At 64.8% G+C, this 22,063-nt stretch carries 20 protein-coding genes; 3 read left to right on the top strand and 17 right to left on the bottom strand.

The features are described from left to right. Window positions 1-147: 147 nt before the first annotated feature. The 7 genes from gshB to ACT531_RS16165 form a co-directional block, all read right to left on the bottom strand. The gene (gene gshB, locus ACT531_RS16195) at window positions 148-1,104 is read right to left on the bottom strand and encodes a glutathione synthase (RefSeq protein ID WP_476018069.1); all 957 of its coding nucleotides are present in this window, start codon (window positions 1,102-1,104) and stop codon (window positions 148-150) included. A 51-nt stretch (window positions 1,105-1,155) separates the two neighbouring features. Continuing rightward, window positions 1,156-2,343: a benzoate/H(+) symporter BenE family transporter gene (locus ACT531_RS16190; RefSeq protein WP_476018068.1), complete on the bottom strand. Its 1,188-nt coding sequence runs from the start codon at window positions 2,341-2,343 to the stop codon at window positions 1,156-1,158. Between the two features lie 167 nt (window positions 2,344-2,510). Next, entirely contained in the window at window positions 2,511-4,379 is a 1,869-nt protein-coding gene (locus tag ACT531_RS16185) for a potassium transporter Kup (RefSeq protein ID WP_476018067.1), read from the bottom strand. Between the two features lie 258 nt (window positions 4,380-4,637). Further along, window positions 4,638-5,933, bottom strand: coding sequence for a glutamate--cysteine ligase (gene gshA, locus ACT531_RS16180; RefSeq protein ID WP_476018066.1), 1,296 nt, complete (start codon window positions 5,931-5,933; stop codon window positions 4,638-4,640). A gap of 95 nt (window positions 5,934-6,028) precedes the next feature. Continuing rightward, entirely contained in the window at window positions 6,029-7,495 is a 1,467-nt protein-coding gene (locus ACT531_RS16175; protein WP_295937147.1) for a TrkH family potassium uptake protein, read from the bottom strand. 27 nt (window positions 7,496-7,522) lie between these two features. Further along, window positions 7,523-8,986: a Trk system potassium transporter TrkA gene (gene trkA / locus ACT531_RS16170; RefSeq protein WP_476018065.1), complete on the bottom strand. Its 1,464-nt coding sequence runs from the start codon at window positions 8,984-8,986 to the stop codon at window positions 7,523-7,525. A 60-nt stretch (window positions 8,987-9,046) separates the two neighbouring features. Next, complete coding sequence (locus ACT531_RS16165) at window positions 9,047-10,327, bottom strand: glutamate-5-semialdehyde dehydrogenase (protein ID WP_476018064.1); 1,281 nt, start codon at window positions 10,325-10,327, stop codon at window positions 9,047-9,049. A 63-nt stretch (window positions 10,328-10,390) separates the two neighbouring features. Here ACT531_RS16165 and ACT531_RS16160 point away from each other — a divergent pair, with 63 nt between their 5' ends. Then, the gene (locus tag ACT531_RS16160; protein ID WP_476018063.1) at window positions 10,391-10,684 is read left to right on the top strand and encodes a hypothetical protein; all 294 of its coding nucleotides are present in this window, start codon (window positions 10,391-10,393) and stop codon (window positions 10,682-10,684) included. Between the two features lie 460 nt (window positions 10,685-11,144). On the opposite strand, the gene holA is transcribed toward ACT531_RS16160, so the two are convergent. Then, window positions 11,145-12,200, bottom strand: coding sequence for a DNA polymerase III subunit delta (gene holA / locus ACT531_RS16155; RefSeq protein ID WP_476018062.1), 1,056 nt, complete (start codon window positions 12,198-12,200; stop codon window positions 11,145-11,147). Window positions 12,201-12,388: 188 nt separating this feature from the next. Between holA and rocF the strand changes: the two genes are divergently transcribed. Then, window positions 12,389-13,366, top strand: a complete 978-nt coding sequence (rocF, locus tag ACT531_RS16150) for an arginase (RefSeq protein ID WP_015016121.1) — start codon at window positions 12,389-12,391, stop codon at window positions 13,364-13,366. A gap of 40 nt (window positions 13,367-13,406) precedes the next feature. Here rocF and ACT531_RS16145 read toward each other — a convergent pair whose 3' ends face one another. The 6 genes from ACT531_RS16145 to ACT531_RS16120 form a co-directional block, all read right to left on the bottom strand. Further along, complete coding sequence (locus ACT531_RS16145; protein WP_476018061.1) at window positions 13,407-13,904, bottom strand: LPS-assembly lipoprotein LptE; 498 nt, start codon at window positions 13,902-13,904, stop codon at window positions 13,407-13,409. Window positions 13,905-13,908: 4 nt separating this feature from the next. Next, window positions 13,909-16,602, bottom strand: coding sequence for a leucine--tRNA ligase (gene leuS / locus ACT531_RS16140; protein WP_476018060.1), 2,694 nt, complete (start codon window positions 16,600-16,602; stop codon window positions 13,909-13,911). 99 nt (window positions 16,603-16,701) lie between these two features. Then, entirely contained in the window at window positions 16,702-17,154 is a 453-nt protein-coding gene (locus ACT531_RS16135; RefSeq protein ID WP_476018059.1) for an ExbD/TolR family protein, read from the bottom strand. A 23-nt stretch (window positions 17,155-17,177) separates the two neighbouring features. Further along, window positions 17,178-17,858 (bottom strand): MotA/TolQ/ExbB proton channel family protein, encoded by a 681-nt coding sequence (locus ACT531_RS16130; protein WP_476018058.1) that lies wholly within the window; start codon window positions 17,856-17,858, stop codon window positions 17,178-17,180. 12 nt (window positions 17,859-17,870) lie between these two features. Next, complete coding sequence (gene dapB / locus ACT531_RS16125; protein WP_476018057.1) at window positions 17,871-18,710, bottom strand: 4-hydroxy-tetrahydrodipicolinate reductase; 840 nt, start codon at window positions 18,708-18,710, stop codon at window positions 17,871-17,873. Window positions 18,711-18,773: 63 nt separating this feature from the next. Further along, window positions 18,774-19,337: an outer membrane protein assembly factor BamE gene (locus tag ACT531_RS16120; protein ID WP_291441932.1), complete on the bottom strand. Its 564-nt coding sequence runs from the start codon at window positions 19,335-19,337 to the stop codon at window positions 18,774-18,776. Window positions 19,338-19,427: 90 nt separating this feature from the next. Here ACT531_RS16120 and fur point away from each other — a divergent pair, with 90 nt between their 5' ends. Then, complete coding sequence (gene fur / locus ACT531_RS16115) at window positions 19,428-19,844, top strand: ferric iron uptake transcriptional regulator (protein ID WP_056068069.1); 417 nt, start codon at window positions 19,428-19,430, stop codon at window positions 19,842-19,844. 120 nt (window positions 19,845-19,964) lie between these two features. Here the strand turns inward: fur and hprK are convergent, their stop codons facing one another. From hprK to hpf, 3 genes are all read right to left on the bottom strand, one after another. Continuing rightward, the gene (gene hprK / locus ACT531_RS16110) at window positions 19,965-20,921 is read right to left on the bottom strand and encodes an HPr(Ser) kinase/phosphatase (protein ID WP_015016129.1); all 957 of its coding nucleotides are present in this window, start codon (window positions 20,919-20,921) and stop codon (window positions 19,965-19,967) included. Between the two features lie 49 nt (window positions 20,922-20,970). Further along, window positions 20,971-21,438 carry a PTS sugar transporter subunit IIA gene (locus ACT531_RS16105; RefSeq protein ID WP_015016130.1) on the bottom strand — a complete coding sequence of 156 codons (468 nt, stop codon included), beginning with the start codon at window positions 21,436-21,438 and terminating at the stop codon, window positions 20,971-20,973. A 114-nt stretch (window positions 21,439-21,552) separates the two neighbouring features. Beyond that, window positions 21,553-21,888, bottom strand: a complete 336-nt coding sequence (hpf, locus tag ACT531_RS16100) for a ribosome hibernation-promoting factor, HPF/YfiA family (RefSeq protein WP_015016131.1) — start codon at window positions 21,886-21,888, stop codon at window positions 21,553-21,555. Between the last annotated feature and the right edge of the window lie 175 nt (window positions 21,889-22,063).

The raw sequence follows: 22,063 nt of genomic DNA, 5'->3' as shown, positions 1-22,063 counted from the left end.
AGCAGCGCCTAAGCACCATCACAAACCACCCAGAGAGCCTGAACACTTTTGCACTCAGGTCTCAGTAGCGAAGCCCTCGACTATAGCACGCCTCACACCACAGAGCAGGGAAAACCCGAAGAACTTTGCAAAAACCCGCTCCGCTGATCAGCCGCGCGCACCCGCCACAGCCGCCTCCAGCGCATCGATGAACAGGAAGGCCACATCGCAGCCTGTCTGGTCAAAGATCTCCTGGAAGCAGGTTGGGCTGGTGACATTGATCTCCGTGACGCAATCGCCGATCACATCCACGCCAGCCAACAGCAAACCGCGGGATTGCAGCACCGGCCCCAATGCTTCACCAATCTCACGATCCCGTGCAGACAGAGGGCGCGCCACGCCCTTGCCGCCCGCAGCCAGGTTGCCCCGCACTTCGCTGCCTTGGGGAATGCGCGCCAGGCAGAAGGGCACCGGCTTGCCTCCAATAATGAGAACCCGCTTGTCGCCATCAACGATCTCGGGCAGAAACTTTTGCACCATCACGCTCTGTGCGCCGTGGCGGTTCAGTGTTTCGGTGATGCTGCCCAGGTTGAGGCCATCCGGGCCCACGCGAAAGATTCCCATGCCGCCCATGCCATCCAGGGGTTTGAGGATGATGTCCTGGTGCTCCGCATGAAAACGGCGAATGTCTTCCGCATCCCGGGTGACCAGCGTAGGCCCGATGAACTGCGGGAACTCCATGATGGCCAGCTTTTCCGGGTGGTCCCGCAGGGCGCTGGGCTTGTTGAACACGCGCGCGCCGTCGCGCTCTGCCTGCTCCAGCAAGTGGGTCGCGTAGAAGTACTCGCTGTCGAAGGGCGGGTCCTTGCGCATGAGCACCGCGTCAAAGTCGGCCAACGCTGCGCTGCGCTGCGACTGGGCCTCGTACCAGTGGGTGGCATCGCCTGTCAGCCGGATGTCCTGCACCCGCGCGGTGACCTTGCTGCCGCGCTGCCAGGTGATGTGCTGCGGTTCGCAGACCGTGAGGGTGTGCCCACGCCGCTGTGCCTCGCGCATCATGGCGAAGGTGGTGTCCTTGTAGATCTTGAAGCTTTGCAGCGGGTCGGCGATGAAGAGCAGTTTCATGGTGTCGGGTCAAGAAAGGGGGAGCCTATGGGCCCAGGCAGCCAAGGCGGCTTACGCGCCGTTGGCCTGCGAACGCCTGTACTGTTGCACAAATAGCGCAATGCTGCCGGCCACCACTCCCCAGAAGGCCGAGCCCACCCCAACAATGACCACACCGCTGAGGGTGACGAGGAAGGTGATGAGTGCCGCCTCACGGTGCGACTCGTCCCGCAGCGCCGCCGCCAGACCGTTGCCGATGGTGCCCAGCAAGGCCAAACCCGCGATGGCCACCACCAGTTCCTTGGGAAAGGCGGTGAGCAGCCCCGTGATGACCGCACCAAACAGGCCGATCGCCACATAGATGGCGCCGCATGCCACTGCGGCCGTGTAGCGCCGGTTGCGATCGGCGTGCGCCTCGGGGCCCATGCACATTGCAGCGGTGATGGCACTGAAGTTGAGCGCAAACGCGCCAAAAGGCGCCAGCACCAGGGTGGCCAGACCCGTGAGCGTGATGAGCCGCGAAATGGGCAGGTCGTAGCCCGACGCTCGGATGACCGCCACACCGGGTAGGTTTTGCGAAGCCATGGTCACCACAAACAAAGGAATCGCCAGGCTGACGGCGGCAGCCACGCTGAACTGGGGCGCGGTGAAAACCGGCAGGGCCAACTCCAGCTGCACCGCCGACCAGGCCATCTGCCCTTGGGCGGCCACAAACACCACGGCCGCTGCGAGGGTGATGACCACCGCATACCGCGCAGCCAGACGGCGGCTCACCAGATAGACCATCAACATCAGCAGCACCAAAGGCAGCGCCGTCTGGGCTGCCGCAAACGCCTGCAGGCCGAAGCGGGCCAGCACGCCAGCCAGCAAGGCAGCGGCGATTTCCATGGGGATGCGGTTCATCACGCGTTCAAACCAGCCGGTGACGCCCGCCAGGGTGATGAACAAGGCGCTGATCATGAAGGCGCCGATGGCCTCGCCCATGCTGAAGCCGCCCGCCAAACCAGCCGTGGCCAGCACGGCGGCGCCCGGTGTGGACCAGGCCACCATGACGGGCTGGCGCAGGATCAGCGAGGGTACCAGCGAACACAGCCCCATGCCCAGACCCAGCGCCCACATCCAGGACGTGATCTGCGCGGGCGTGGCGCCAAACGCCTGAGCGGCCTGGAACACGATGGCCACCGAGCTGGTAAAGCCCACCAGCACCGCCACGAAGCCCGCCACTGCCGTGGAAAGGCTCAGGTCTTTGAAAAATTGCATGGGCGCGATTCTGTCACCGCGCGCATCAGGCAATGAGACAGACGGGCAGCTCGCCGCGATCACTACATTATTGATAGCATTTCAGGCAATCAGCACTAGCGCTACCAAGCAAAAATCGCCTTCAACTGCCTCGCAGTACCTGCAGGGGGCCTGGAGAGCCCCTGCGGTCAGATCTCGATCTTGGAGCCCAGCTCGACCACCGCGTTATTGGGAAGGTGCAGGAAGTCGGCTGCACCGCTGGCGTTGTGGTGCATCTGGGCGAACAGCTTTTCGCGCCAGGGCGCCATGCCGCTGCCGATGGTGGGGATGACGGTGTCGCGCGACAGGAAATAGCTGGTGGTCATGGGCTCCAGCTCACAGCCTCGCCCGCGCAGCAGCTCCAGCGCACGGGGCAGGTCGGGGTCGTTCTTGAAGCCGTAGTGCACCACCACCTGCCAGCAATCGTGCCCCAGCGACTCGACCTGCAGCCGCTTGTCTAGGCCAATCCAGGGTGTCTCATGGTTGTGCACGGTGACAAACAGGTTCTGCTGGTGCAGCACCTTGTTGTGCTTGAGGTTGTGCAGCAAGGCATTGGGCACCGCGCCGGTTTCGGCCGTCAGGAAGACGGCCGTGCCATCCACCCGTGTGGGCGGGCTGATGAAGATCGATTCCAGAAAGTCCTTGAGGTCGATGGCATCGGCGCGCAGCTTGTCGTTGAGCAGGCGGCGTCCTTCCTTCCAGGTCATCATCAGCGAGAACACGATGCCGCCGATCATCAGCGGGAACCAGCCGCCCTGGAACAGCTTGAGCAGGTTGGAGGCGAAGAACGCCAGGTCCACCACAAAGAAGCAGCCCGTGGCCGCAACGCACAGCGCCAGCGGGTACCGCCAGCCGTAGCGGATGACAAAGAAGGTCAGCGTGGTGGTGATCAGCATGTCCAGCGTCACCGCGATACCGTAGGCTGCGGCCAGATTGCTCGACGAGCGGAACATGACCACCGCCAGCACGATAGCCACGAACAGCCCCCAGTTGACCAGCGGCATGTAGATCTGGCCCGTGTCGCGCACGCTGGTGTGCTGGATGTTCAGGCGCGGCAGGTAGCCGAGCTGGATGACCTGCTTGGTCACGCTGAACGCACCGGTGATCAGCGCCTGCGAAGCAATCACAGTGGCCATGGTGGCCAGGATCACCAAAGGCACCAGCGCCCAGTCGGGTGCCATCAGATAAAACGGGTTCTTGACGGCCTCGGGCTCGGCCAGCAGCAGCGCGCCCTGGCCAAAATAATTGAGGGTGAGGGAGGGCATGGCCACACCAAACCAGGCCATGCGGATCGGGCGCTTGCCGAAATGGCCCAGGTCGGCATACAAGGCCTCGGCGCCCGTCACGCACAGCACCACCGCGCCCAGAATGATGAAGCTGGTGCCCGGGTTGGCCCACATGAAGCCCAGCGCGTGGTGCGGGCTCAGCGCCCACAAGATCTCCGGGTGCCCCACGATGTGCGACACGCCCAGCAACGCGATGGTGACGAACCACACCAGCGTGATGGGGCCAAAAAACTTGCCAATGCCGCCCGTGCCGCGCTTTTGCACGGCAAACAGGCAAAACAGCACCACCAGCGTGATCGGGATCACGTAGTGCTTGAAGTGCTCGGACACCACCTCCAGCCCCTCCACCGCCGACAGCACCGAGATGGCCGGAGTGATGACGCCATCGCCATAAAACAGCGAAGTGCCAAAAATGCCCACGCCCAGCAGCACGCTGCGCAACTGGGGCTTGTCTTTGACGGCCTGGGAGGCCAGGGCCAGCATGGCGATGAGGCCGCCCTCGCCGTGGTTGTCGGCGCGCAGCACCAGCACCACGTACTTCAGGGAGACGATGACCGTGAGGGTCCAGAAAAAGATGGAGAGGATGCCGTAGACGTTCGTAGGCGTGAAAGGCACATGGCCGGACCCGAACACCTCCTTGACGGCATACAGCACGCTGGTGCCGATATCGCCATACACAACACCGATGGCGCCCAGCGTGAGCGCTGCGAGCGATGACTTGGAGCTTTGCACTGACCACCCCCGGGCGCTCGGCCTGACGGGGTTCCGTTACTTTTGGGAACGCTATTGTGCGCCTGAGCCAGATCAAGCGATTGGAGGCGAAACCCCATGTTGCAATGCAGCAACTCGCCCTTGGCAACCGGGCTCGGGCATGGCATGCGGGGCGGCCGCCCTCCCCCACCCGCCCGCTGCACAGCCTCCGCCCAGGAGGCAAAGGCGCTGAAACCCGACGCCCTCAGGGCCCGCAAAGGGCCCCAAAGACCCTGGCTTTTAGTCGTACACCTCGGCGTCCGGATTGGTGGCCTCCAGCTCATAGCTGGCCGCCAGCATCGCCAGCCGGGCCACCACGCCATACATATAGAAGCGGTTGGGTGCGCTCACACCCGGGCGCACGCCAGGCTGGGGCATGTGGGTGCTGTGCTCAAAGGCCAGGGGCACAAAGCTCGCGCCGGGGGCGTTGAGGTTTTCGTCCACACCGCGCTCGGCATGCATGCGGTAGAAGCCGCCCACCACGTAGCGGTCCATCATGTAGACCACGGGCTCGGCCACGGCGTCGTTCACGCGCTCCTGCGTCAGCACGCCTTCCTGGATGATGACCTCGCTCACGGGCTGGCCGTCCTTGATCACGGCCATCTTGTTGCGGGTCTTGCGGTTGACGGCGTCCAGCTCCTTGGCGTCGCGCACGGTCATGATGCCCATACCGTAGGTGCCGTTGTTGGCCTTGACGATCACGAAGGGCTTTTCGTTGATGCCGTATTCCTTGTACTTGCGGCGCACCTTGGTCAGCAGCGCATCCACACTGGTCTGCAGCTGGTCCATGCCCGTGCCTTCGGCAAAGTCCACCTCGCCGCACTGGCTGTACATGGGGTTGACCAGCCAGGGGTCGATGCCCAGCATCTTGCCAAAGCGCTTGGCCACCTCTTCGTAGTTCTTGAAGTGGGTGCTCTTCTTGCGCACGCTCCAGCCGGCGTGCAGCGGGGGCAGCAGGTACTGCTCGTGGATGTCCTCCAGAATACCGGGCGCGCCTGCAGTCAGGTCGTTGTTCAGCAAGATGGTGCAGGGATCAAAGTCCTTGAGCCCCAGCCGGCGCTTGGTGCGCACCACGGGCTCCAGGGTCACGGTGTCGCCGTTGGGCAGCTCGATCAGCGTGGACTTCTTGATCTCGGGGCTGATGGAGCCCACGCGCACGTTCAGGCCCGCCATGTTAAAGATGCGCTGCAGCTGCACCACGTTGGACAGGTAGAACGTGTTGCGCGTGTGGTTCTCCGGAATGATCAGCAGGTTGCGCGCTTCGGGGCAGATCTTCTCGATGGCGGCCATCGCAGCCTGCACGGCCAGCGGCAGCATCTCCTTGGTCAGGTTGTTCCAGCCGCCCGGGAAGAGGTTGGTGTCAACCGGCGCCAGCTTGAAGCCTGCATTGCGGATGTCTACCGACGTATAGAACGGCGGCGTGTGCTCCATCCACTCCAGCCGGAACCAGCGTTCGATGGCAGGCATCGAGTCGAGAATGCGCTGTTCGAGTTCGTTGATCGGCCCGCTGAGGGCCGTGATGAGATGCGGAACCATGGAAAGCCCTCGGGAAGCGATTGCAGTGAATTGTAGGATGTGGGGTCAGGCTGGGTTTTCGCAAGCCACCCCATGGTGGTACCACGGCCCGGCCCCTACCGGCGCCAGAACGCCGGGGTCAGCAAGGCCATAAAGCTCAATATCTCCAGCCGGCCCAGCAGCATGGCCAGGGTGCACACCCAGATCTGGAAATCGGTCAGCACCGCATAGTTGGACGCTGGCCCCACGCTGCCCAGGCCCGGGCCCGCACAGTTGACGCTGGCCAGCACCACCGAGAACGCCGTCACCGGGTCCAGATCCGTCAGCAGCATGACCATGCTCAGCCCAAAGACCGTGCCGCCATAGACCAGCATGAAGGCCAGCACCGAGAAGATCACCCGGTTGTCCACCACGGCATCGCCCAGCTGCACCGGCTGCACGGCGCGCGGGTGCACCAGGCGGTTCATCTCGCGGCGCGCCTGCTTGACGAGGATCAGCATGCGGACCATCTTGATGCCCCCGCCCGTCGAGCCCGCACTGGTGGCCACACCCGACAGCAGCAGCATGAACACGGGCGCAAACACGGGCCATGCCAGGTAGTCCACCGTGGCAAAGCCGGTGGTGGTGGCCAGCGACACCAGATTGAACATGCCATGGCGCAACGCGTCCAGCGGCCCATACACGCCCTTGGCCCACAACAGCAGCGCCACCAGCAGACCGCCGCCAATCAGCGTCACCAGCGTGGCCCGCAGCTCCGGGTCGCGCCAGAATCCGCCCCACTGGCCCTTGCGAATGGCGACGAAGTACAGCGCAAAATTGCAGCTGGCCACCAGCATGAAGAAGATACAAATCGCCTCCAGCAGCGGCGACTGGAAGTAGCCAAAGCTCAGGTCGTGCGATGACAGCCCGCCCAGGCTCACGGTGGTGAACATGTGCATCAACGCATCGAGCGGCGCCATGCCCCCGGCCCAGTAGGCCAGGCCACACAGCGTGGAAAACAGCGCATACACCCCCCACAGCCCCTTGGCCGTGCCGGTCATGCGCGGCGTGAGCTTGGTGTCCTTCAGCGGCCCCGCCGCCTCGGCCTTGAACAGCTGGCTGCCGCCCACGCCCAGCAGCGGCAACACAGCCACGGCCAGGATCAGGATGCCCATGCCGCCCATCCACTGCAAAAAGGTGCGCCACACATTCACCGACACCGGCAGTGCATCCAGGCCCGCCAGCACGGTGGAGCCCGTGGTCGTCAGGCCCGACACCGCCTCGAAGTAGGCATGCGTGAACGACAGCGGGTGCCCGGTGTGGTGCCCGGCCAGCATCAGCGGCAGCGCGGCCGACAGGGGCAACAGCGCCCACACCAGCGAGACCAGCATCACGCCATGGCGCGGTTGCAGCTCCTGCCGAAAGAGCCGCAGCCGCCACCACAGCCACGCGCCGGCCAGCATCGTGGCTGCGATGGACAGCGGGTACACAAACCAGACGCCATCACGCGTCCACAGCGACACCGCCAGCGGCAGGCCCATGGACAGCGAGAAGATCATCAACAGAATGCCCAGCACACGCAGAACGGGAAACATGTCCGTCATGGAGGTCTCGCGCAGCTCGGTGCCGGGTCAGAAAAAAGTTGCGCTCACACGGAAGAGCTTTTCCACGTCGCGCACCAGCCGCTTGTTGGGCAGGAAAAACACCACATGGTCGTTGCTCTCGATCACCGTGGCGCTGCGCGGAATGATGACCTCGGGCTCGCGCAGATCGGCAGCCGCTGCCCCCTCCGTTTCCGACGCGTCGGGCAGACCGCGCACGATCAGGCCAATGTGCACATCGCGCGGCAGTTGCAGATCGCTGACCTTGCGGCCGACCACGCGCGAGCTTTTGCGGTCGCCACGCGCCACGATCTCCAGCGCCTCGGCCACGCCCCGGCGCAGGCTGTGCACTGCCTGCACGTCGCCCTGGCGCACATAGGCCAGCAGCTCACCCAACATGGCCTGCGCGGGTGACAGCGCGATGTCGATCTGCGTGCCGTGCATCAGATCGGCATAGCTGCGCCGGTTGATGAGGGCCAGCACCCGGCTTGCGCCCATGCGCTTGGCCAGCAGGCAGGACATGATGTTGTCCTCGTCGTCGTCGGTGAGCGCGAGGAACAGGTCCACCTCCTCGATGCCTTCGTCACCCAGCAGGTCTTCGTCGGTGGTGTCGCCCTGCAGCACCAGCACCTCAGGCGGCAGGGCCGACGCCAGCTCCACGCAGCGGTCCGCATGGTCCTCAATGATCTTGATGTGAAAGCGCCCGCCCGCCTGGCTGAGCTGCCGCGCCAGCCGCAGGCCCACGCGGCCGCCGCCCGCAATCATGATGCGGCGCACGGGCTGGGGCTGTTGGGAGGCTGGGCGGTGCAGGGCGGCCAGCACGTTGGCAATGTGCTCGTGCGCGGCCAGCACGAACACTTCGTCCCCCGGCTCGATGCGCGTGCTGCCGTCGCAGGCGATGAAACGGTCGGGCTCGTCCGGGAAGCGTCGGTAGATCGCCACCATGCGCATCGCCAGCTCCGGCGCACTCTCGCGCAGCGCGCCGATGGAGTGCCCGACCATGGGAGCCCCCACACGCGCCCGCACCGACACCAGGCAAGCGCGCCCCCCGGCAAATTCGCGCACCTGCATGGCCTCGGGGTACTCGATGAGCTTGCCGATGTAGCGGGTTAGCGATTCTTCAGGGCAGATGATGCGGTCCACCGCAAACCCCTCGGGGCCCACCAGCCGCTCATGGGCCTCGAAGCCTGTAGACCGCACCCGCGCAATGCGCTTGGGGATGTTGAACAGCAGCTGCGCGATCTTGCAGCACACCAGGTTGGTCTCGTCCTGCGCGGCGCAGGCGATCAGCAGGTCGGTGTCCTCGGCCCCCGCCTCGGCCAGCACGGCGGGCTCGATGCCGTTGCCCACCACTCCGCGCAGGTCAAACCGCGATTCCAGGTCGCGCAGGCGTGCGGCATCGGTGTCGATGACGGTGATGTCGTTGCGCTCGGACACCAGGCTGTCTGCCACGCTCTGGCCCACGCGGCCGGCGCCGAGGATGATGATTTTCATGTGAAATTGGCCGCAAGCGCTAGTCGAACATGCGCCATTAGCTATTGTTTCAAGAGCACATCAGGCCCGCACCTCGCCCTCGCCCAGCACCACGTACTTGAGCGAAGTGAGGCCTTCAATGCCCACCGGGCCGCGCGCGTGGAACTTGTCGGTGCTGATGCCGATTTCGGCCCCCAGGCCGTACTCGAAGCCGTCGGCAAACCGCGTGCTCGCGTTCACCATCACGCTGGCCGAATCCACCTCGCGCAGGAAGCGCTGGGCGTGCACATGGTTCGTTGTCAGGATGGCGTCGGTGTGGTGGCTCGAATAGTGGTTGATGTGCGCAATGGCCTCATCCACGCCCGCCACCACCTTGACGCTGATGATCGGAGCCAGGTATTCCTCGCTCCAGTCCTGCTCGGTCGCGGCTACCAATTTGGCACCCGCCACCGATTGCAAGATGGCCAGCGATTCAGGGCAGCCACGCATCTCCACGCCCTTGGCGGCATACACCGCGCCGATCTTTGGCAAAAACTCAGCCGCCACGCCGCGCGCCACCAGCAGGCCTTCGCTCGCGTTGCAGGGGCTGTACTTGTTGGTCTTGGCGTTGTCGGCCACCTTCACGGCCATGGCGATGTCGCAGGGGTCGTCCACATAGGTGTGGCAATTGCCGTCCAGGTGCTTGATCACAGGCACCTTGGCATCGCGGCTGATGCGCTCGATCAGGCCCTTGCCGCCACGCGGGATGATCACGTCCACAAACTGCGGCATCGTGATGAGCTGGCCCACGGCCTCGCGGTCGGTGGTCTGCACCAGTTGCACCGCGTCTTGCGGCAGTCCGGCCTCGGCCAGCGCCTGCTGCACCAGCTTGGCCAGCGCCTTGTTCGAATCAATCGCCTCGGAGCCACCACGCAAGATGCAGGCGTTGCCGCTCTTGATCGACAGAGATGCGGCTTCGATGGTGACGTTGGGACGGCTCTCGTAAATCATGCCGAACACGCCAATCGGTACGCGCATCTGTCCCACGCGGATGCCGCTGGGCTGCTGCTTCATGCCGAGGATCTCGCCAATGATGTCGGGCATGGCGGCCAGCTGCTCGCAGCCCTCGGCACAAGTCTCCAGCACTTTGGGGGTGAGCTTGAGCCGGTCCACCATCGGGCCCGCCAGCCCATTGGCCACGGCACGCTCCAGGTCTTTGGCGTTGTCGATCTGGAGCTGGGCCACGTTCTCGCGCAGCAACCGGGCCAGCGCCTTGAGCGCTTTGTTTTTGATAGCTGCTGGCGCTTTGGCCATCAGCGCAGAGGCCGTTTTGGCCTGGAGACCGAGAGAGTGCGTGTATTCAGCGACGTTGAGGGCGTTCATCCGGCGATTTTGCCGCACTTGGCTTTACCCTTGCGGACTTGCCCTACTCGCACATCCCTGGCCATGACCACCACCGCCCCCGCCCAGCTCGCCACCCTGACCGAAGCCCTGCAGGGCTTTGAACGCGGCGACCACACCGCCGCCACCTTCAGTACCCTGGCCCGCCAGCAAACCACCCTACTCGCAGCCCTGCCCCCGCGCTACAGCGAAGTGCTGCTGAACCTGCTGGACCGGCTGGAATCGAGCGCGCTGTTTTCAGAGGAAAGCTGCTCGTTCAGCCAGAAGGATTTGGTGGCGAATTTGCAGATGTGGGTAGAGAAGGCGCGGGGGGTGGTGACTGAATCAGATAGAGCCTAGCTGAATACTCACTCCCAAAATGAGCGATCCCGCGAGATTGCTGCCAGGCACCAAGGCGTCCCACCGACATCCAGCGCCAAAACCAGCAAGCCTCCAGCCGAGAGTAGCCAATCGCCGAAGGCCATCATGATCGCGCCCACAACAAGCACGGTCCCCACCAGCGGCGCTCCAGATGTGCGTCTGTATCCCTCCATTCGACCGTTTGTCCGGAGCGAATAGGACCATGGGCGAATGAAAGCCAAGTAAAGATTCAACGCAGCTACTGCGCCAGCCAGTCCCAGGACCGTGAATGGCCACACGCCACCTTTATCAAATCCAGACGACACGAGGCCGCAAAGCAACGAACCGACAGCCAGAGCAACGGGTAAAAGCAGAAGAGCAACAAGCGACGCGTTTCTAATCAGCAATCGAAAACGCATGGCTTTGCTCTCGAGGTCCTTTGGTGAGAGAAGTCAACCCATCAGCGCGCCGCCTGCGTCAACCGGCACACCTGCAACGCCAGCCTTTGCAGCGCCTGCCAGCCGTCCTGCGGCCAGTCGGGCTGCTTGAGGCCTTTGACGATGCCATCCACCGTGTGGGCCGACTGCAGCAGGCGCACCAGGGCGGCGTCGCTGGCCTTGGGTAGGATGCGTTCAAACAGCCGCTCCTTGGGGCCCCAGATGCGGTTTTCGCGCAAGGCCATGGGCAGGGGGCGGCCGGCGTTCATGGCGTCTTTCACGCGCTTGAGGGCCCGGATGTCTTCGGCCAGCGCCCAGTGCACCAGCACTTCGGCCTCGCCCTCGGCCTGCAGGCCGTCGAGCATGCGCTGAACGCGGGCCGTCTGCCCGGCGAGCACCGATTCGGACAACTTGAACACGTCATAGCGCGCCACGTTGAGCACGGCGGCTTCGACCTGGGCTTGCGTCAGTTCACCCGCCGGGTGCAGCAGGGCCAGCTTTTGAATCTCCTGGTGCGCGGCCAGCAGGTTGCCTTCCACGCGGTCGGCAAAAAACTGCAGGGTGCGCTGGCCTTCTTCGCCCGCCACCACGCGCTGGCCTTGCTGGGCCAGTCGCTGGGCAATCCACTGCGGCAGCTGGCCGCGCTCGATGGGGTCGATCTGGATGGAGGTGCCGCTGCCCTCCAGTGCGGCAAACCAGGCGCCGGTCTTGGTGGCTTTATCGAGGCGCGGCAGCATGACCATGGTGAGGGTGCTGTCGTTGCCCCGGGCTGATTCAGCGATCTGCTGCAGCGCCACGCTGCCGTCCTTGCCCGGCTTGCCGGAGGGGATGCGGATCTCGACGATCTGCTTGTCGGCAAACAGGCTGAGCGAGCCACCAGCTGCCAGCACCGCACTCCAGTCAAAGTGGGCGCCCGCCACGGTGTAGCTGCTGCGTTCGGTGTAGCCCTGGGCGCGGGCCGTGGCGCGGATGGCGTCGGCCGCCTCCTGCTGCAGCAAGGGCTCGTCGCCATGCAGGACGTACAGCGGCGACAGGCCCCGTTGAAGATGCTGAGAGAGTTGGGCCAAGGCGACTTGCATGCGGCAAAGTTTATCGCCTGGGCAGACCCGGCATTGCGCAAATTGCCAGCGGATGCCCTCACAGTGCACAAGGGAGGCCACGAACCGATCAGCTGCAGCGCTGTTCATTGCCGCCCAAAGCCCGGAGAATTCCCCCGGGCGCCCGCGCCCTTCCCCCTCACTGCCATATCCCAGAAAGTCAGATTGCCATGCCCCCCACCGCCCTGCGCAGCGCCCAGCCCACCAGCCTGATCGGCGCCCCTACCGACATCGGCGCAGGTGCACGTGGCGCCTCCATGGGGCCCGAGGCCTTGCGTGTGGCGGGCCTGCAGGCAGCGCTGGAGTCCCACGGGCTGCAGGTGTTTGACCGGGGCAACCTCAGCGGCCCGGCCAACCCGTGGCAGCCGCCGATGGACGGCTACCGCCACCTGCCCGAGGTGGTGGAGTGGAACCAGCGTGTGTTCGACGCGGTGTATGCCGAGCTGCAGCTGGGCCACCTGCCCATCCTGCTGGGGGGCGACCACTGCCTGGGCCTGGGCAGCATCAGCGCCGTGGCCCGCCATTGCGCGGAGGTGGGCAAGAAGCTGCGGGTGCTATGGCTGGATGCCCATGCCGACTTCAACACCAGTGCCCTGACGCCCAGCGGCAATGTGCATGGCATGCCGGTGGCCTGCCTGTGCGGGTTTGGCCCTGAAGCACTGACCGGGCTGGCCCGCATGCCGGGTGGCGGCCCGGCGCTGCACCCGTCACAGATCCGGCAGATTGGCATCCGCAGCGTGGACGCAGGCGAAAAGCGCTTTGTGCACGAGCAGGGCCTGGAGGTGTTCGACATGCGCTACATCGACGAGGTGGGCATGCGCCAGACCATGCAGCAGGCCCTGGCCGGGCTGGATGCACACACCCACCTGCATGTGAGTTTTGATGTGGATTTTCTGGACCCCGACATTGCCCCTGGGGTGGGCACCACCGTGCCCGGCGGCCCCACCTACCGCGAGGCGCAGCTGTGCATGGAGATGATTGCCGACAGCGGGCGCCTGGCCTCGCTGGACATTGTGGAGCTCAACCCCGCGCTGGATGTGCGCAACCGTACCGCCGTGCTGGCGGTGGACCTGGTGGAGTCGCTGTTTGGCAAGAGCACGCTGATGCGCGTGCCCTCGCACGGCCAGGGGCCAACGCTGAGCGCCTGAGCGCCTGAGCACCTGAGCGCGCAGACGCTCAGAGCAGCTCTTAGCGCTTGGCAGCGGCCAGACGGCGCATGAGCTGCTGCACCAGATCGGTCCGCATGTCGCGGTAGAGCAGCGCCTCTTCGGCCTCCTTGGCCAGCGCAATGGTTTCGTTGTAGCTGATGTCGCGCTGCTGCAGCAGCTCGGCGTCAGGAATCAGCTCCACGCCCGTGGGCGTGCGCAGGCGGAACTTGATGCGCAGGCGCAGCTGCAGCTCGCGCACCTGGCCCGACGCGTTGAGGCCCACCACCACGCGCTCCTGCTGCTCCTGCAGCAGGTCGAAAATGGCCTCTGCCGTCGGCATGCTGGCCGGGTCGCGCAGCACCTTGAGCTGGCTGCCCGACCCGTCGAGCGTGCGCTGCAGCTCCCGCGCCAGCGGCGAACTGGCTGGTGCCACGATGTAGAGTGAGCCAAACCCGAACTCCGGCACGCCACGCAGCCGGAATCCGCAGGCCGACAACAGGGCCACCGGGGCCAGGCTGAGCAGGGTGCGTTTGTTCATGGGGTCAGACCACCACGTTCACCAGACGGCCCGGCACCACGATCACGCGCTTGGGCGCCGCACCGGCGGCCTGGGCCACGAAGGCCTCGCTGGCCAGCGCAATGCGTTCGATCTCGGCCTTGTCGGCCTGGGCGGGCACGTGGATGGAGCCACGCAGCTTGCCGTTGACCTGCAGCATGAGCTCGATCTCGTCCTGCACCAGGGCGCCAGCATCCACCTGCGGCCAGGGCGCATCGAGCAGATCGCCCAGCGCACCGGCGTAGCCCAGCCCCGTCCACAGGCTGTGGGCGATGTGGGGCGTGGCGGGGTAGAGGCAACGCAGCAGGATGCCAAAGCCTTCGATCAGCGCCACCTGGGCACCGGCCGAGTCGGTGGCCTTGAAGTCCTCCAGCGCGTTGATCATCTTCATCGCGCCGGAGACCACGGTGTTGTACTGCATGCGCTGGTAGTCGTAATCCACCTGCTTGAGCACGTTGTGGATTTCCAGGCGCAGGGCCTTGGCCTCTTTGCCAAATTGCACGTCCTGCAGGCTGCTGGCGCCCGCGACGCTGGCCATGGCGGCATCGCGGTCGATCGCCGAGAGCTTGAGACCGAAGTTCCAGACGCGGCGCAGGAAGCGGTAGCTGCCCTCCACCGCCGCGTCGTTCCATTCCAGCGTGGCTTCGGGCGGGGCGGTGAACATCGTGTACAGGCGGGCCGTGTCGGCGCCGTACTTCTCGATCAGGTCCTGCGGGTCCACGCCGTTGTTCTTGGACTTGGACATGGTGCCCACGCCCTCGTAATCGATGGGCGTGCCCACGGGCAGCATGCCGTCGCCGCTGGTGGCTTCGTTCTTCAGCTTGGCGCCGATGATCTTGCCGCCTTCGTCGAGCACATGCTCCACATCGTGCGGCCAGAAGTAGTCCTTGCCACCCTTGGCGGTGCGACGGCTGTAGATGTGGTTGAGCACCATGCCCTGCGTGAGCAGCTTGGTGAAGGGCTCATTGACCTTGACCAGGCCCAGGTCGCGCATGACCTTGGTCCAGAAGCGGGCGTACAGCAGGTGCAGGATGGCGTGTTCAATGCCGCCGATGTACTGGTCCATCGGCATCCAGTAATCCGCACCGCCGGCCACCATGGCGTCGGCGTTCTTCGGGTCGCAGTACCGCATGAAGTACCACGAGCTGTCCACGAAGGTGTCCATGGTGTCCGTCTCGCGGCGGGCAGGCTTGCCGCAGACGGGGCAAGTCACGCCCGCGTGGAAGCCTTCGTGCTTGTGCAGCGGGTTGCCCGAGCCGTCGGGGATGCAGTCTTGCGGCAGCACCACGGGCAAGTCCTTTTCGGGCACGGGCACGGCGCCGTGCTCGTCGCAGTGGATGATCGGAATCGGTGTGCCCCAGTAGCGCTGGCGGCTCACACCCCAGTCGCGCAGGCGCCAGGTGGTCTTCTTCTCACCCAGGCCCTTTTGCTCCAGCGCATGGGCCACGGCGTTCACGGCTTCCTTGTACGACAGGCCGCTGAAGCTGTCGGAGTTGATGGTCACGCCGCGCTGCTTGTCGCCGTACCAGTCCTGCCACTGGTGGTAGTTGAACGTTTCGCCGTCCACCAGCACCACCTGCTTGATCTCGATGCCGTACTTCAGTGCAAACGCAAAGTCGCGCTCGTCGTGCGCGGGCACGCCCATCACGGCGCCGTCGCCATAGCCCATCAGCACGTAATTGCCGACCCACACCTGCACCTTTTCGTCGGTGAGCGGATGGGTCACGTACAGGCCTGTGGGCACGCCCTTCTTCTCTTGCGTGGCCAGCTCAGCCTCTGTGGTACCGCCGGTCTTGCATTCTTCAATGAAGGCTGCCAGCGCCGGGTTGCTCTTGGCGGCATGGGCGGCCAGCGGGTGCTCGGGCGCCACGGCGCAGAAGGTCACGCCCATGATGGTGTCGGCGCGCGTGGTGAACACGTACATCTTGCCATCGCCGATCAGTGCGCCGTCTTCGCCAGCGATGTCGTGCGTGAACGCAAAGCGCACGCCTTCGCTCTTGCCGATCCAGTTTTCCTGCATCAGCTTGACGCGCTCGGGCCAGCCGGGCAGCTTGTCGCCGGTCACAAAGCCCAGCAGCTCTTCGGCGTAGTCGGTGATCTTGAGGTAGTAGCCGGGGATCTCACGCTTCTCGACCACCGCACCGGTGCGCCAGCCCTTGCCGTCAATCACCTGCTCGTTGGCCAGCACGGTCTGGTCCACCGGGTCCCAGTTCACCACCTGGGTCTTGCGGTAGGCGATGCCCTTTTCCAGCATCTTCAGGAACAGCCACTGGTTCCACTTGTAGTACTCAGGGTCGCAGGTGGCGACTTCGCGGCTCCAGTCGATGGCCAGGCCCATGGCCTGCATCTGCTTTTTCATGTACGCGATGTTTTCGTACGTCCACTTGGCCGGTGGCACGCCGTTTTTCAGCGCCGCGTTTTCGGCGGGCAGGCCGAAGGCGTCCCAGCCCATGGGCATCAACACGTTGTAGCCGTTCATGCGCAGATAGCGCGTGAGCATGTCGTTGATGGTGTAGTTGCGCACGTGGCCCATGTGCAGCTTGCCGCTGGGGTAGGGCAGCATGGAGCAGGCGTAAAACTTCTTCTTGCTCGTGTCTTCCGTCACGCGGTAAGCGTCGGTGCCGGTCCAGTGGTCGTGCGCCGCGCGTTCGACGTCTTGGGGAGAGTATTTGTCTTGCATGGGGGCTCGGGGGTGAGAGAAGAGTGCAGCCGCAGGGCCGCGCTGCAGGGATTTTAGGCGGTCAGGGGCTCGCGCTGGCGGCCCAGCCGTCCGGGCGCGTCAGCGGGACGGAGCGAGGGGTGCAGGCGACACCGCGTTCGCCGCGGGTTCAGCCACAAATCCGATGCGCTGCAGCCCGGCCAGGTGGGCCGCGCCCATGACTTCGACCACGCGGCCATAGGGCACGGCTGCGTCGGCGCGCAGTTGCACCTCGGTGTCGGGGCGCTCTGCGCCAATGCGGCGCAGGCGCTCGGCCAGCGCGGTTTGCGACAGGGGTTGGTCATCGAGAAAGGCCTGGCCCGAGGCATCGACCACCAGGGTGACGAATTGCGGCGCTGTGCCGGGCGTGGCGCCTTCGGTGCGCGGCAGGTCCAGCCGGATGGAGCTGGCCAGGAGCGGCGCCGTGAGGATGAAGATCACCACCAGCACCAGCATCACGTCCACCAGCGGCGTCATGTTGATGTCGCTCATGGGCTGAGGCCCGGCGGTGCGTTCGAGTCTTCCGAAGGCCATGGCGCGGTCAAGCTTTCTGAAGCTCAGGGCCGAGGATCGGCGGGGACAGATGTGTCGATGACCAGTTCTCGTAGGTCGCGCGCAAACCCTTCCAAGTCAGCCTCAATGCGCCCGAGCAGGCGGCCAAACACGTTATAGGCCAGCACGGCCGGGATCGCCACGGCCAGCCCGGCCGCCGTCATGACCAGGGCCTCGCCCACAGGGCCGGAGACGCGGTCAATGGTGATCTGCCCCGCGCCCGCCATGGCGGTGAGCGCGTGGTAGATGCCCCACACAGTCCCCAGCAGCCCTACGAACGGCGCCGTGGAGCCCACCGTGGCCAGCAGCACCTGACCAAACTGCAGGCGCCCCAGCACATCGTGCAGGGCGTCGCGCAGCACGCGGGTGAGCCGCTGTGACAGGCTGCCGGCTGTAGCCAGCGTGGGCGGAGTAACGTTGTCGTGATTTGCTATTGAATTTGCAGCAACCACCAAAGGAAGCACTAGCGCATCCCGGTCAAAAGACTGCAAACGCTGCTGCGCAAGGGCCAGCGAGGGCGCCTGCCAGAACGCAGCCGTGCAGCGGGCCACGTCGGCACTGGCGCGCCGCATGAGCCGCAGCTTCCACACAATCACCACCCAGCTCGCCACCGACATGGCCAGCAAGACCAGTGCCGCACTTTGAGTGACGGCATCGCCCTGGCGCCACCAGTGGAGCGCGTCCATGGGGTCGGCGGATCAGTGCAAGCCCAGCACGTCGAACATATCGAACATGCCAGTCTTGTGGGCCGCCAGGAAACGCACGGCGCGCAAGGCGCCCTGCGCATACGTGGCGCGGCTGGAGGACTTGTGCGTGATCTCGATGCGCTCGCCGATACCGGCAAACAGCACGGTGTGGTCACCCACGATGTCGCCGCCCCGGATGGCCGCAAAGCCTATGCTGGAAGGGTCGCGCTCGCCCGTCACACCCTCGCGGGCGTACACGGCACAGTCCTTGAGATCGCGTCCCAGAGCTTCGGCAATCACCTCGCCCATCTTGAGCGCAGTGCCCGAGGGTGCATCGACCTTGTGGCGGTGGTGGGCTTCGATGATTTCGATGTCGTACCCCGTGGCCATGGCCTTGGCGGCCATTTGCAGCAGCTTGAGCGTGACGTTCACGCCCACGCTCATGTTGGGCGAGAACATGATGGCGGTGCGCTGTGCGTAGGCGTCGAGTTCGGCCTTTTGCGCATCGGTGAAGCCGGTGGTGCCGATGACGGCCTTCACGCCCAGCTGGCTGCACACGGCCAGGTGGGCCAGCGTGCCTTCGGGGCGGGTGAAGTCGATGAGCACCTCGGCGTTCTTGAGGCCTGCCGCCACATCGGCCGTGATGGCCACGCCGCTGGCATAGCCTAGAAAGGCGGTGGCGTCAGAGCCAACGGAGGGGCTGGCGGCGACGTCCAGCGCACCAGCCAGCACGCAGTCGTCGCTGGCGCGGATGGCTTCGATCAGCATGCGGCCCATGCGGCCCGAAGCCCCGGCAACGGCTACACGAAGGGGAGATGCCGCGGGAGCCGCAGGCGAGGAAGTCGCGGTCATGAAAAGGTCCTGTTCAATGAAAGGGCAGCCAGCGCACCGGGCTCACTGCCAGGGCCGCAAGGGTCAGCGCGCAGGCGCTTCGAGCGGCGGGTAACTGGTGGTGGCGGGCAATGCCGGGGTCGTGGCCGCTGCGGGCGCGGGGCGCTCCTTGACCGGGTATTTGGCCAGTTGCTCCGGAGTGGCCTCCAGCACCGGCACCTTGCCCTTGGCGTTGTCGCGCGCCCCCAGGGTGGCGACGAATTCGGTCTCGGTCGGCATTTCATCGCCTTCGGAGCGCTCCAGGGCATCACCCTTGAAGAACACGGTCAGCTTGCGGGTCTGGACCTCTTCGCCGGGGCGTTTGAGCGTGAACACGTACTCCCAGCGGTCTGCATGGAACAAGCTGGTGACCAGCGGCGTCCCGAGAATCTCGCGCACCTGCTGGCGGCTCATGCCGGGCTGCAGGGCTTCGACCTGTTCGCGGGACACGAAATTGCCCTGCACCACGTCCACCCGGTAGGGTTTGACGATGTTGGCGATGCGGCTGCTGGCGCCATCCAGACTGCCGCAACCGGTCAGGGCGGCCATGCTGGCACCGATCAACACAACCAGGCCCAGACGGGCGCTGTAACGGGCTTGGACGGGCATGGGTAAAAGGCCAAAGGATATGATCGTCCCATTGTAGCGGCAGCCCCTCCAGACCCTGGGCCGGTTGCCCGCCCCCCGAAAGAGCCAGCCATGACCAATATCGACGAACTCAAAAGCACGGGACTCAAGGCCACACTGCCCCGCCTGAAGATTCTGGAGATTTTCCAGAAGGGCGCGCAGCGCCACATGACGGCCGAAGACGTGTTCCGCGTGCTGCTGGAGGAGCGGTCGGACATCGGTCTGGCCACCGTGTACCGGGTGCTCACGCAGTTCGAGCAGGCCGGCATCTTGATCCGCAGCAACTTCGAAAGCGGCAAGGCGGTGTACGAGCTCAATGAAGGGCAGCACCACGACCACTTCATCTGCACTTCGTGTGGCAAGGTGGAAGAGTTTTACGACCCCGAGATCGAGAAGCGGCAGCATGCCGTGGCCAAGGCCAAGGGCTGGCTGGTGCAGGACCACACGATGGCGCTGTACGGACAGTGCGCGGACTGCGCGAAGAAATGACATCCCCCTGAGCCGCCTTCGGCGTCTTCCCCCAAGAGGGGGACGCTCCCAGCGCGGCGGGGCGGCCCTTGCGCGGGAGCCTTGGCATGGGCCGCGCCAGTTTCGTCGGCCTGAGCGCCGCTAGCCGCCGGTATCGCGCTCCATGGCGCGGCGATGGCGTTCGACAAACTCTTGGTAGGTGTCGATGCCGCGCAGCTGCAGGATGGTGTTGCGCACGGCAGCCTCGACCAGCACGGCGATGTTGCGGCCAGCGACCACCTGGATCACCACCTTGAGCACTGGCACGCCCAGTACGTCCTGCGTGAGCGGCTCGTAGGGGAGACGCTCGTAGTCGCGCTCCAGCGTCTCCTTGCGCACCAGGTGCACGATGAGCTTGAGGCGCATCTTGCGGCGCACGGCCGTCTCGCCAAAGATGGCGCGGATATCGAGCAGACCGATGCCGCGCACTTCCAGCAGGTTCTGCAGCAACTCGGGGCACTTGCCCTCGATGGTGGTCTGGTTGATGCGGAACAGATCCACCGCATCGTCGGCCACCAGGCCGTTGCCGCGCGAGATCAGCTCCAGGCCCAGCTCGCTCTTGCCCAGGCCCGACTCGCCGGTGATCATCACGCCCAGGCCCAGAATATCCATGAACACGCCGTGCATGGTGGTGCGGTCGGCAAAGTGCTTGGACAGGTAAGCGCGCAGCACGTCGATGACAAACGCCGACGACTCGTGCGTGGAGAACATAGGTATCTGCGCGCGCTCGCACATCGATACCAGCGCATCGGGTGCGGTCTGGTTGTCGGCCAGCACGAGCACCGGTGGTTCCAGCGTCACGATGCGGGCAATGCGGCGCTTGCAATCGTCGGGGGAGGCGTTGCTCAAGTACGCAATCTCGCGCTCGCCCAGAATCTGGACCCGGTAGGGGTGGATGTAGTTGAGGTAGCCGACCAAGTCGGCGCCGGAACGCGCGGAACGCACGGCCACTTCGTCAAAGCGGCGCTCGGAGGCCCCCAAGCCCGCCACCCACTCCCACTTCAGCAGGCCACGGAATTCTTCGAAAAGGACGTCGGCACTGACAACATTGGGCTTCACGGCGGTTCAGTCAGTGCAAAGGCGGTGTAGGGGATGTGTGTGCCAGGGCTCAGGCAGCCTGCGTGGACTGCCAGCCTGCAATCATGCCGTGCAGTTCCGTGGCATCGGTGCAGGCCTTAAGCTTCTCGCGCAAGGCCGAGTCACTGAGCAGCTCGGCGATTTCGGACAGGATTTCCAGGTGCTTCTGGGTGGCCGCCTCGGGCACCAGCAGAAAGATCAGCAGACCCACCGGCAGCTCGTCCGGCGCATCGAACCCGATGGGGTTGAGCAGCTGGAACACGGCCGCCATCGGCGCCTTGAGGCCCTTGATGCGTCCGTGGGGAATGGCTACGCCATGGCCGAGCCCGGTGGAACCCAGGCGTTCACGGGCAAACAGACTGTCGGTGATCAGCGCCCGGGAGAGGCCGTGCTGGCTCTCGAACAGCAGACCCGCTTCTTCAAAAGCACGCTTCTTGCTGGTGGCGTCCACGCTCACAAGCACTTGAGCGGAGGGCAGGATGGAGGCGAGTCGGTTCATGGTCAAGAGTAACAATTATGCACATATTGGCGAAAACCCTGAGCGCGGCGCGTCAGGCAACAAAAAAACCGCCCGGGTAGGGGCGGCTGCTGTGCCAGGCTCAGGGCTGGCGCATCAAGCGTGCAGTTCGCGCTTGGCGGCTTCGTGGTGATGGTCTTGCAAACGGTCCTTGTGGCGCACGACCTGACGGTCCATCTTATCGACCAGTTCGTCCACGGCCGCATACAGGTCGGCGTGGGAGCTTTCGGCAAACAGGTCGCTGCCCTTGACGTGGATGTTGCATTCCGCTCGCTGTCTCTTTTCCTTTTCCTTTTGCTTCTCTACCGTCAGCAGTACCTTGACATCGACAACTTGGTCAAAATGGCGGGTGATCCGGTCCAGCTTGGTGGTGACGTAGTTGCGCAAGGCGGGAGTAACTTCGAGGTGGTGACCGCTGATCGTCAAGTTCATAAATAAGTCTCCTGTGGCTCTCGGTGGAAAAACGCCGTCCTGGATCAGAGGAGCGGCTCGGCGAACTTGGATGCATCTGTTGTTGACGTCGTGGGTTCACTATGCCCCCGCCCTCCCCGAAATGCAATCCCATACCGCCGCAGGCCGCTGGGTTATGCCCGGCAAGGTGCCAAGC

The sequence above is a fragment of the Acidovorax sp. DMC1 genome (assembly GCF_056314325.1).
Note: the sequence above shows the minus strand (reverse complement) of the source record. Positions and strands in the feature narration are given on the sequence as shown.

Bases quoted from the DNA above. Each gene is read 5' to 3' on its own strand.
- gshB (WP_476018069.1), bottom strand. From the start codon at position 1,104: ATGAAACTGCTCTTCATCGCCGACCCGCTGCAAAGCTTCAAGATCTAC.
- ACT531_RS16190 (WP_476018068.1), bottom strand. From the start codon at position 2,343: ATGCAATTTTTCAAAGACCTGAGCCTTTCCACGGCAGTGGCGGGCTTC.
- gshA (WP_476018066.1), bottom strand. From the start codon at position 5,933: ATGGTTCCGCATCTCATCACGGCCCTCAGCGGGCCGATCAACGAACTC.
- ACT531_RS16175 (WP_295937147.1), bottom strand. From the start codon at position 7,495: ATGACGGACATGTTTCCCGTTCTGCGTGTGCTGGGCATTCTGTTGATG.
- trkA (WP_476018065.1), bottom strand. From the start codon at position 8,986: ATGAAAATCATCATCCTCGGCGCCGGCCGCGTGGGCCAGAGCGTGGCA.
- ACT531_RS16165 (WP_476018064.1), bottom strand. From the start codon at position 10,327: ATGAACGCCCTCAACGTCGCTGAATACACGCACTCTCTCGGTCTCCAG.
- ACT531_RS16160 (WP_476018063.1), top strand. From the start codon at position 10,391: ATGACCACCACCGCCCCCGCCCAGCTCGCCACCCTGACCGAAGCCCTG.
- holA (WP_476018062.1), bottom strand. From the start codon at position 12,200: ATGCAAGTCGCCTTGGCCCAACTCTCTCAGCATCTTCAACGGGGCCTG.
- rocF (WP_015016121.1), top strand. From the start codon at position 12,389: ATGCCCCCCACCGCCCTGCGCAGCGCCCAGCCCACCAGCCTGATCGGC.
- ACT531_RS16145 (WP_476018061.1), bottom strand. From the start codon at position 13,904: ATGAACAAACGCACCCTGCTCAGCCTGGCCCCGGTGGCCCTGTTGTCG.
- leuS (WP_476018060.1), bottom strand. From the start codon at position 16,602: ATGCAAGACAAATACTCTCCCCAAGACGTCGAACGCGCGGCGCACGAC.
- ACT531_RS16135 (WP_476018059.1), bottom strand. From the start codon at position 17,154: ATGGCCTTCGGAAGACTCGAACGCACCGCCGGGCCTCAGCCCATGAGC.
- ACT531_RS16130 (WP_476018058.1), bottom strand. From the start codon at position 17,858: ATGGACGCGCTCCACTGGTGGCGCCAGGGCGATGCCGTCACTCAAAGT.
- dapB (WP_476018057.1), bottom strand. From the start codon at position 18,710: ATGACCGCGACTTCCTCGCCTGCGGCTCCCGCGGCATCTCCCCTTCGT.
- ACT531_RS16120 (WP_291441932.1), bottom strand. From the start codon at position 19,337: ATGCCCGTCCAAGCCCGTTACAGCGCCCGTCTGGGCCTGGTTGTGTTG.
- fur (WP_056068069.1), top strand. From the start codon at position 19,428: ATGACCAATATCGACGAACTCAAAAGCACGGGACTCAAGGCCACACTG.
- ACT531_RS16105 (WP_015016130.1), bottom strand. From the start codon at position 21,438: ATGAACCGACTCGCCTCCATCCTGCCCTCCGCTCAAGTGCTTGTGAGC.
- hpf (WP_015016131.1), bottom strand. From the start codon at position 21,888: ATGAACTTGACGATCAGCGGTCACCACCTCGAAGTTACTCCCGCCTTG.